At 73.3% G+C, this 8,836-nt stretch carries 10 protein-coding genes; all 10 read left to right on the top strand.

Going from position 1 to position 8,836, the window contains the following annotated elements:
- The first annotated feature begins 279 nt into the window (after positions 1-279).
- The 10 genes from ACFVGY_RS31695 (at position 280) to ACFVGY_RS31650 (ending at position 8,820) form a co-directional block, all read left to right on the top strand.
- The gene (locus ACFVGY_RS31695) at positions 280-687 is read left to right on the top strand and encodes an ATP-binding protein (RefSeq protein ID WP_385683969.1); all 408 of its coding nucleotides are present in this window, start codon (positions 280-282) and stop codon (positions 685-687) included.
- Positions 684-1,025, top strand: coding sequence for a hypothetical protein (locus ACFVGY_RS31690; protein WP_385683966.1), 342 nt, complete (start codon positions 684-686; stop codon positions 1,023-1,025). The genes ACFVGY_RS31695 and ACFVGY_RS31690 overlap by 4 nt, the downstream gene beginning before the upstream one ends.
- A 257-nt stretch (positions 1,026-1,282) precedes the next feature.
- Positions 1,283-2,377, top strand: a complete 1,095-nt coding sequence (locus ACFVGY_RS31685) for a hypothetical protein (RefSeq protein WP_385683963.1) — start codon at positions 1,283-1,285, stop codon at positions 2,375-2,377.
- Positions 2,374-4,416, top strand: coding sequence for a hypothetical protein (locus ACFVGY_RS31680; protein ID WP_385683960.1), 2,043 nt, complete (start codon positions 2,374-2,376; stop codon positions 4,414-4,416). The genes ACFVGY_RS31685 and ACFVGY_RS31680 overlap by 4 nt, the downstream gene beginning before the upstream one ends.
- Positions 4,401-5,417, top strand: a complete 1,017-nt coding sequence (locus ACFVGY_RS31675; RefSeq protein ID WP_385683957.1) for an enolase C-terminal domain-like protein — start codon at positions 4,401-4,403, stop codon at positions 5,415-5,417. Before ACFVGY_RS31680 ends, ACFVGY_RS31675 begins: the two co-directional genes overlap by 16 nt.
- Complete coding sequence (locus tag ACFVGY_RS31670) at positions 5,411-5,854, top strand: hypothetical protein (RefSeq protein ID WP_385683955.1); 444 nt, start codon at positions 5,411-5,413, stop codon at positions 5,852-5,854. The genes ACFVGY_RS31675 and ACFVGY_RS31670 overlap by 7 nt, the downstream gene beginning before the upstream one ends.
- Positions 5,851-6,522 carry an HAD family hydrolase gene (locus ACFVGY_RS31665; protein ID WP_385683952.1) on the top strand — a complete coding sequence of 224 codons (672 nt, stop codon included), beginning with the start codon at positions 5,851-5,853 and terminating at the stop codon, positions 6,520-6,522. Before ACFVGY_RS31670 ends, ACFVGY_RS31665 begins: the two co-directional genes overlap by 4 nt.
- Positions 6,519-7,307 carry a class I SAM-dependent methyltransferase gene (locus ACFVGY_RS31660; protein WP_385683949.1) on the top strand — a complete coding sequence of 263 codons (789 nt, stop codon included), beginning with the start codon at positions 6,519-6,521 and terminating at the stop codon, positions 7,305-7,307. The genes ACFVGY_RS31665 and ACFVGY_RS31660 overlap by 4 nt, the downstream gene beginning before the upstream one ends.
- Complete coding sequence (locus ACFVGY_RS31655; protein WP_385683947.1) at positions 7,304-8,092, top strand: creatininase family protein; 789 nt, start codon at positions 7,304-7,306, stop codon at positions 8,090-8,092. The genes ACFVGY_RS31660 and ACFVGY_RS31655 overlap by 4 nt, the downstream gene beginning before the upstream one ends.
- On the top strand, positions 8,083-8,820 hold the full coding sequence (locus ACFVGY_RS31650; protein WP_385683944.1) for a phytanoyl-CoA dioxygenase family protein: 738 nt from the start codon (positions 8,083-8,085) through the stop codon (positions 8,818-8,820). Before ACFVGY_RS31655 ends, ACFVGY_RS31650 begins: the two co-directional genes overlap by 10 nt.
- Positions 8,821-8,836: the final 16 nt, after the last annotated feature.

Genomic DNA, 8,836 nt, shown 5'->3' with positions numbered 1-8,836 from the left:
GCTGGACCTTGTGGTATCTTTTGTCACTGCGTGCGGGGCTGGGGCGCCCCCCCACCCGGGCGGGTAAGCCGCCGGCCCGCCCGCCCGCCCCCCCCCCCCCCCCCCCGGGGGGCCCCCCGAGGCCGTGTACCCCTCACCCGCTCCCAACTCGCCGAGGCCACCCATGAGCCAGAGCACCACTCGCACACCCCGCATCCACCGCCCGGCCTTCGCCGCCCGCGCCATACAGGGCCCCCACGCTGGCAGGGCCGCCCGGTGACCGGCGCCTTGGCGGAAGACGTGAAAGCAGCCCCCACCGGCCCCCAGCGCTACAGCGACGGCTACTCGCCCCGCGACACCGCCCCGGCCCGCGCCCGACATGACGTCGCCCTCTGCCTTCGCACCTGGGGCCTCGATGCCCTGGTCGACGACGCACAGGTGATCGTCTCCGAGCTCGTCACCAACGCGGCCAAGCACACCAAGACCCGCCGGATCGGCGTCTCCGTCACCCGGCACCCCGACCACGTGCGGATCGTCGTCACCGACACCAGCCGCACCCTCCCCACTCCCGCCGTCGCCACCTCCGACGCCGAGGCCGGACGCGGGCTCCAGCTTGTCGACCGGCTCACCACCCGGTGGGGCAGCAAGCGGTTCCGGACCGGCAAGCAGGTCTGGGCCGAACTCCCCGCCGGCAAGGCGGTGTCGTGAGCGCCGGCGACTGGGGCGAGTTACACGGGCCCACCCGCCTGAGCCCACCCCGGAAGCGCCGTCACGCCCGGCCGGACGGGAACGTGGTCGCAGGACTGCTGCTGACGACAGGCAACGTGCTCGGCCTGGCCGTCCTCGCACTCTCCTGCGCCCCCCAGGCCGGCGGCGCCACCCTCACCACCTCCGCCATCACCATCCCAGACCCGACACCCGCCGAAGCACAGCCGACCAGCAGGCCGGCCAACGACACGGCGCACACCCTCCCCACCGGACCGGCAGCCCGCACCACAGAAGCGCGCACCTGCCGCTGCGGATCCCGCACCCGCCCCACCCTCTGAACTCCGGTGGCAGCGCGGCTCCTCACGGCCCGCGCTGTCGCCGGCCAGAACCCCCGGCCCGGCACCCCGAACGATGACACCGCCGGACCGGGGCACCGTCCCCGGCTGAACAACCCTGGACAGGTCGAGCAGCCGGGGACGGGCACCACCGCGCACCGGTCGGCCAACCTCGCCACGGCCCCTTGCCCGCAGGTAACCGAGCCTGCACCGTACGGAAGTTCACCGCGTCCGTCCCCTTGACCGGATGGAGGGCCCCTGTGCCTGCCACCACACCGCGTGAATCCCACACCACCACCGACTTAGACGCCATGGCCGCCCTCGCCGCCCACCACGGCGTACCGATCGAGGACGCGCTCCTGATCGCGATCAACCTGCACGGCATCAGCTCGCCCCTGAATCGGCACCGCGCCCGGGTCCTGATCCGCCTCGCGACGGCGCCCGCAGTGCCGTGGCAGGTGATCGTCCCGCTCAACGCGGCCGCCTCCCCGTTCGTTCTCGACGAGGACACCCTCCTCCTGGCCGGGCTCCCCGTCGCGACCGTGACGCGAGTCGACGCGGACGAGGCAGTGGGCGGCTACTTCCGCAACGACGGCCGCGCCGCCACCCTCAACCCCAACGCCCGCAGCCGCTGCGTCGGCTGCGCGTTCTGCCCCAACACCCTCGAAGCCGCCGCCGACCCCCGCCTGTCCGAACAACGCGCGGTCAGAGAACTCCTCGACGCCATGGCCCACCAGCACCCGGCCGGCACCCTGACCGGACTGGAAGAGGTCACCGTCTCCACCGGATGCTTCGAACGCGAACAGGCCGCCGTCGACCACCTCGGCAACCTCCGCACGGTGCTGACCGAGGTCGGCATCACCGCCCGGATCGGATTCCTCACCTCCGTGCTGCGCAGCCAGAGCGCGTTCAACGCCCTGTCCCGCACGGCCGGCCCTTTCGTCCTGCGGATGACCGCGGAGTGCTTCACCCGCCGCGACCTGCTCCTGAAGGCATCCAAGGCGGAGCTCACCCGCCAGCAGATGCCGCGCGTGCTGCGCCGGGCTGTTCGCGCCGGTCACGACGCGTCGTTCACGTACATCGTCGGCCTCGACGACCTGGCCGCCATGGAGGACGGCGTCCGCGACCTCGCCCCGCACATCACCGAGTTCCCGAACCTTCAGGTCTACCAGGCCCACAACCGGATCATGGCCGGGCTCCGCGCCCCCGGCGCCACAGACCTCGCCTTCTACCTGAAGGCCCGCACCGTCCTGGAGGACATCCTCGGCCCGACCGGACTGCGGCCCCAGGCCTGGGAGTGTTACCGGCCCCTGTGGCACTTCACCTTCGGCCCCGAACGGCTGGTCCCGGCATGACCGCCCCCGGCAAGGCGGCGGAGCTGCTGTGGCGGGCGCAGACGTACGTGGCCGCCGCCCAGATTCACCTGCGCGACAACGTGCTGCTGCGCCGTCCCCTCGGCCCGGGAGACGTGAAGGCACGCCCGGCCGGGCACTGGGGCACCGTCCCCGGGACGGCGTGGGCCCTGGCTCACATCGCCCTGCGCTCGGGCACCGGCGGCACCGAGCTGGTCCCGCTGCTGGGCGCCGGACACGCGGGCGTGGCACAGATCGCGGCAGGCTGGCTCACCGGCCACCTCGTCACGGCGCGCCCGCAGTTCCCCCGCGACGAGCGGGGCCTGGTGAACCTGTGCCGGTCCTTCCCCGAGGTGGCCTGCCTCGGCTCCGAGGTCACCCCGGCCCTACCTGCCGGGGACTTCCTCGGCGGCCGACTCGGCGGCTGCCTCCCCTTCGCCCAGGGCGCCGCGCTCGCGGCCGGCCCCGACCGGGTGATCGTGCCGGTCCTCGGCGACGGCGAATGCGAGACTCCGACCACCGCGGCGGCCTGGCTCGCCGCCCACGCACTGCCCGGCACCCCGGTGCTGCCCATCGTCCACCTCAATGGCTTCCGGATGGGCGCACCCAGCCTCCTCGCCAGCCTGGACGCGCGGGCCCTGACCGCCTACGCGGCCGGCCTCGGCTGGCACGCCCGCGCCGTCACCGTCCCGGACGACGGCCACGAGGCCTTCCACGCCGAGCTCGCCCAGGCCGTCGCCGACACCCTGGCCGGACGCCGCACGGTGCTGTTCATGCGGTGCGTCAAGGGCTGGAGCGGCCCCACCACCGTGAACGGCCAGCAGGTCATCGGCACCGCCCGCGCCCACAAGACCCCGCTCACCAAGGCCGCCACCGATTCCGCACAGCTGCGCGCCCTGGAGGCGTGGCTGTCCTCGTACCGGCCCGAGGAACTGTTCACCGACGGCGGCCACCCGGGCCCCGGCCTGGCTGCTGCCCTCTCCGTAGCCGCGTGGCCCCGCCTGAAGGCGCCCCACCCTGCGCCGGCGCCGCGCGCCACCGTCCAGCAGCAGCCCGTCTCGTTCGCTGACGCCGTTGCCACCGTGATCCGCGCCCACGCCCGCTCCGGGGACTTCCGGGTCTTCAGCCCAGACGAGCTCGCCTCCAACCGCCTGGCCGAACTCGCCGGGCAGCCGTGGACCACCGAGGTTCTCGCCGAGGAGGTCTTGGGCGAGCAACTCGCCGGCTTCAACGCGGCCGGCGGCCGCGGGGTCTTCATCTCCTACGAGGCCTTCGCCCCACTCCTGGTGACCGGGCTCGTCTCCCTGCTCAAGCAGCAGCGGATGCCCGGCGCCGCCCCAAGGCCGAGCTTCAACCTGCTCCTGACCTCCTACGGCTGGCACAACACCTACACGCACGGAGACCCGTCGCTGACCACGACGCTCCTCGCGCTGGAGGACCCGGCCATACGCGTGCTGACGCCCGCCGACCCGGCCCGCCTGGCGGCCGTCCTGGACGACGCCTTCACCAGCACGGGCCAGCTCAACGTGATCATCGCGGGCAAGCACCCGCTGCCGTCCGTCCCCGCCGATACGCTCCGCGAGGAGCTGGACCGGGGAGCGGCCCTCTGGCCGCACCTGTCCGACGCCCAGCCCCCGGCCTTGACCGTGGTGGTGTGCGGGGACCTGCCCGCCGCTGTCACCGCCGAGGCGCTGCCCCGGATCCGGGCAGAGCTGGGCGTCGCGGTGCGGGTGGTCTCTGTCCTCGACCTGACCGCGCTCGGCGATCCCGCCGTGTGGCCCGCTGGCGTCCGTCCCGCCGAGCTAGACGCCCTGCTCGGCGAGGACGCGGCACTGCTGATCGTCACCCTCGGACACCCGGCCGCGATCTGGTCCCTCCTGAAGGCACGGCACGCCCGACCGGTCGAGGTGATCGGCTGGCGCGAGACCGAAGGGCCGCGCATCCAGCAGGACATCGCGGCCGCCGCCGGCCTGACCGCCGAGGGCCTCCTTGCGGCCGCCGGACGCCTGCTGAAGGCGAGGACGCGATGCGACACCTGGTGATCGACTTCTTCGACTTCGCAGATCTCGCCGACCACGCAGGTCCGGGCGACGACACCGTCTTCGTCTCAGTGCGCTCCGGCCGGGCAGCTGGCTGGTACGGGCCCCTCGCCGAGCCCGTCGCCCGCGCCGTACGCAGCCTGGCGCCCGCACTCGTCGGCGCCGACGCGACCGACCACGAAGGCCTCCAGGACCGCCTGGCTCAAGCGGCGCCCCACTCCAGGGCCGGGTCATGGGCGGTCGGCGCGCTGGACTGCGCGGCCTGGGACCTGCATGCCCGCGCCGCAGGGTGCCCGGCCGCCGCGCTGCTGACTGACGGGCCGCTGCGGCACCGGATCACGGCGTACTCGTCCTGGCTGACCCGCGACCTTGCCCACCCCGCCACCGCGGACCTGATTCCCGAGGTCAGCGCGCAGGGTTGGGCCTTCACGAAGTGGAGCCTGCGCCACGGCCAAGGCGTCAGCGGGGAAGCGCTCGCCGACCTTCTGCACGCCGCCGCGACCGCTGAGCCGGTCGCGGTCGACGCCGTCGGTACCTGGCCGCCAGCCCTCGCGGCCGAGTTCGCCGCGGCCGCCGACCCGGCGGCGCTGGTCTGGCTGGAAGATCCGGTCCCCACCGACGCCCCCCGCGCCTGCGACCAGCTACGCACCCTGCCGCTCGCGGTGGGGGAGCGCCTCACCCTGACCGACGACGCTCCTGCCGTCCTCGCCTGGATCCGGCCGGCCGCGCTCACTCTCGACGTTGTCGGCTGCGGCGGGCTCACCGCCGCCCGCCGGATCCTGGCCAGCACCACCACCCCCGTCTTCCCGCACGGCCGCTCCCTGATGCCCGGCCTGCACCTGGCCGCCGCCCGCCCGGACCGGGTCCTGGCCGTCGAGTACCGGCAGCAGTGGGAACCCGGCCGCCAACACCTCTACGCCCACCCCGTCGAACCCGACCGCGGACACCTCACCCTGCCCACCGACGCCGGCCTGGGCGCCACCCCGAGGAGCGCACCATGCTGAACCCGCCCCGCGCCCTGCCCGTACGCGGCCACACCACCCCCGCCGCCACCGGTCCGCTCCTCGTCCTTGACGCCCGCCTGGAAGGGCACGACACCTTCCTGACCGGCACCCTCACCCTGGACGGCCACGACATCCCGGTGCGGATCACCACCCTCGACCACAGCACCACCCTCCAGCCCACCCAGCCGCTCCCCGACGACCTGCCCGAGCAGTGGTCGGCCACGCTGCACCTGCGCCACGGCCAACGGCCCCGCGAGATCCCCGACGACCTGCGCGCCACCGCCACCACGGCCGGACGCGACCTCGACGCCCTGGACGACGCCGAACTGCGCTACGCCCTCACCTTCCTCGGCGAAGCCACCACCGACGCCATCCGCACCGAGCGCCTGGCCGCGATCGTCACCGGCCTGCCCACCCTCGAAGGAGACCCCGAGTGACCCAGCCCGTGAAGCTCATCAGCGTGGACGTCGGCGGCACCATCGGCGAAGCCGACGGCCCCGGCCTGACCATGCAGCTCACCGCCGCATCCCCCCTGCCCGCCGACCAGGCCCGCGCCGTGATGCGCGGCCGCCTGCACACCCAACCCGCCATCACCGACGCCCTCGCCGCCGAACTCGCCGACGCCCTCGGCATCGAGCCGGCCGACTTCCCCCGCGACCTGCCCGCCGCCCCGCTCACCCTGTACCCGTACGCCCTCGACGCGCTCCAGCAGCTGGCCGGCATCGCGCCGGTGGTGACCCTGTCCAACGTGACTTGCGTGGACGCCGACACCGAGGGCCTGCGTCAACGCCTCGCGCCCTGGGTCACCGACCTGTTCCCGTCCTGCACCCTCGGCTACGCCAAGCCCGACCCGCGCGCCTTCCTCACCGTCGCCGAACAGCACGGCGTGGCACCAGCCAGCATGATTCACATCGGCGACGACTGGACCTGTGACGTCCTGGGCGCCCTCGACGCCGGCGCGGTCCCGGTGTGGATCTCCAAAGACCGGCCCATTCCCGACACACCGCCCACCTTCGGGCGGCAGCATGTCCACGTGGCCGCCACCCTCGCCGACGCGGCCGCCCTCATCCGCACCCTCAACACCCCCGAAGGGACCACGTCATGAGCCTGTTCACCGGGACCTCCAGCTACTACCGCCAGTACCGCCCCGGCATCCCCGACGACCTCGCGGGCCGACTCGCCGCCTACGCGCCCGACCGCCAGCCGCGCCGCCTGCTGGACGTCGGCACCGGCACCGGGCTGGTCGCCGAAGCCCTCATGCCGTACTTCACCGACATCATCGCCTGCGACAACGACCCCGACATGATCGCCACCGCCGAGGAAGCGCTCCGCCCCAAGGTCCCGCAGGGCACCACCCTGTCGCTGGTCACCTCCACCGCCGAGCACTTCCGCCCGCCGGCCGGATGGAAGGCCGACCTGGTCACCATCTGCCGCGCCTTCCACTGGCTCGACCAGGCCGGCGTCCTCGCGCTGCTGGACTCCCAGGTCGCCGAGGGCGGCGCGGTGGCCGTGTTCGCCGACCGCAGCTTCTGGGCCGCCGAGAGCGACTGGAAGGCCGCAGTCAAGCAGGTCATCAAGGACTTCCTCGGCGAGGAACGCCGCGCGGGCGGCGGCACCTTCCAGCACCACAACCGCCCCTACAGCGAAATCATGGAGGAGTCCCCGTTCAACCAGGTCGAGGAGTTTACCGTCCCGGTCACCCGGACCTGGAACACCGCCGGCATCCTCGGCTACCTGTACTCCACCAGCTTCGCCGCCCCTGCCCTCTTCGGTGACCGGCTGGAGGAGTTCGAGGCCGCCGTGCAGAAGACGCTGCGCGGCTTCTCTGACGACGACACCTTCCACGAGAGCAACGAGTTCCTCGTCCGCGTCGGACGGCGCAGCGCATGACCGGCCCCGGCGGCGGTCACCGCCAGCTCGACCGGCAGACCGCCGCCGCCCTGACCGCCCACGTGCAGGCCACCTCCGTGCTGTGCCTGCCCGTGGGCTCCACCGAACAGCACGGCCCCCACTTACCCCTGGCCACCGACACCGTCATCGCCGAAGAGTTCACCCGGCACCTGGTCGCCGCGCACGGCGAGACCTTCGACCTGTGGCAGCTCCCGGCCGTTCCGTACGGCATCGCGCCCGAGCACGCCTGGGCCCCCGGCACCCTGTCGCTGACCATCACCGAGTTCACCAACCTCCTGCACACCCTCACCGCCCAGTACATCCGGGCCACCAAGGGCCGCCATCTGGTCCTGGTCAATGGACACGGCGGCAACCGCGGCGTCCTCACGGCCCTCGTCTACGAACTCGGCCACGCCCACCACATCAGCCTGTGCGTCCTGCACCCCCTGGCCCTGGCCCACCTCCCCGCAGGCGACCGGCCCGAGATCCACGCCGGCCTCCACGAGACCGCCCTCATGCTCCACCTCGCACCCGACACGGTCCTCCTCGACCAGCTCGCCGACCACCCGCCGCAGGACGCCGACGAGATCCGCCGACAGGTCACCGACCGGGGCGTGACCTGGCCCTGGACCTCCGGGGACCCGGCCATCGCCGCCGCCGGGGTCATCGGCAACGACCCGCGCACCGCCACCCCCGCACTCGGCGCCCGCCTCCTGAAGGAGGCCGTGGCCGCCGCTGTACCCGCTCTGGAAGCCCTCACCGGAAGGAAGAGCCGATGCTCGTGACCGACGACGAGCGCGCCCGGTTCCGGCGCGACGGCATGTTCGTCCGCCCCGGCCTGGCCACCACCCACACCGGCCCAGCCCGCGACCTCATCACCACCTGGTACGACAACGACTACGACCCCGACCGGCTGACCGAGTACACCCAGCGCACCTTCGCCCCCGAACACGGCCAGCACCCGGCCCTTCTCGACCTCTACACCGCCACCGGCGCCGCCGACATCGCCCGCGCCCTCCTGACCGACCCGGCCCCGGTCACCACCACCCAGGTCCAGATCCGCATCCCCGCCCACCAGCCATCCGCCGCCCAGCCGGAGAAGACGATGCACGTGGACGGCGTCGGCTGCCCCCACCTCGACCCCGCCGAACTGCGCACCTTCTCCCTCCTGGTCGGCGTCGTCCTCTCCCCGATCACCCGCCCCGACGCCGGAGCCCTCCACTACGTCCCCGGCGGGCACCTCACGATGTCCCGCTGGTTCGCCACCGAATGGGCCCGCGGCATCACCGACCAAGTCCCCCCGGACATCGACACCACCGACGGCGTCCCGCTCCTCGCCGACATCGGCGACGTCCTCTTCATGCACCACCTGGTCCCGCACGCCGTCGGCACCAACCACACCACCACGCCCCGGCTCATGGCCTACTTCCGCGTCTCCCACACCCAGCACGCAGAACGGCGCCTCGACGCGCTGCGCGACCCCTGGCTCGACTACCCGTCCCTGAACGCCTGACCAGGAAGGACACCAC

Source organism: Streptomyces sp. NPDC127106 (assembly GCF_042677605.1).
Taxonomy (GTDB): Bacteria; Actinomycetota; Actinomycetes; order Streptomycetales; family Streptomycetaceae; genus Streptomyces.
The sequence above is the reverse complement of the archived record's forward strand: the minus strand, read 5'-3'. Positions and strand labels throughout refer to the sequence as shown.

Excerpts from the sequence above, each read along its gene's own strand:
- ACFVGY_RS31680 (WP_385683960.1), top strand. The coding sequence starts at position 2,374 with ATGACCGCCCCCGGCAAGGCGGCGGAGCTGCTGTGGCGGGCGCAGACG.
- ACFVGY_RS31675 (WP_385683957.1), top strand. The coding sequence starts at position 4,401 with ATGCGACACCTGGTGATCGACTTCTTCGACTTCGCAGATCTCGCCGAC.
- ACFVGY_RS31670 (WP_385683955.1), top strand. The coding sequence starts at position 5,411 with ATGCTGAACCCGCCCCGCGCCCTGCCCGTACGCGGCCACACCACCCCC.
- ACFVGY_RS31660 (WP_385683949.1), top strand. The coding sequence starts at position 6,519 with ATGAGCCTGTTCACCGGGACCTCCAGCTACTACCGCCAGTACCGCCCC.
- ACFVGY_RS31655 (WP_385683947.1), top strand. The coding sequence starts at position 7,304 with ATGACCGGCCCCGGCGGCGGTCACCGCCAGCTCGACCGGCAGACCGCC.
- ACFVGY_RS31650 (WP_385683944.1), top strand. The coding sequence starts at position 8,083 with ATGCTCGTGACCGACGACGAGCGCGCCCGGTTCCGGCGCGACGGCATG.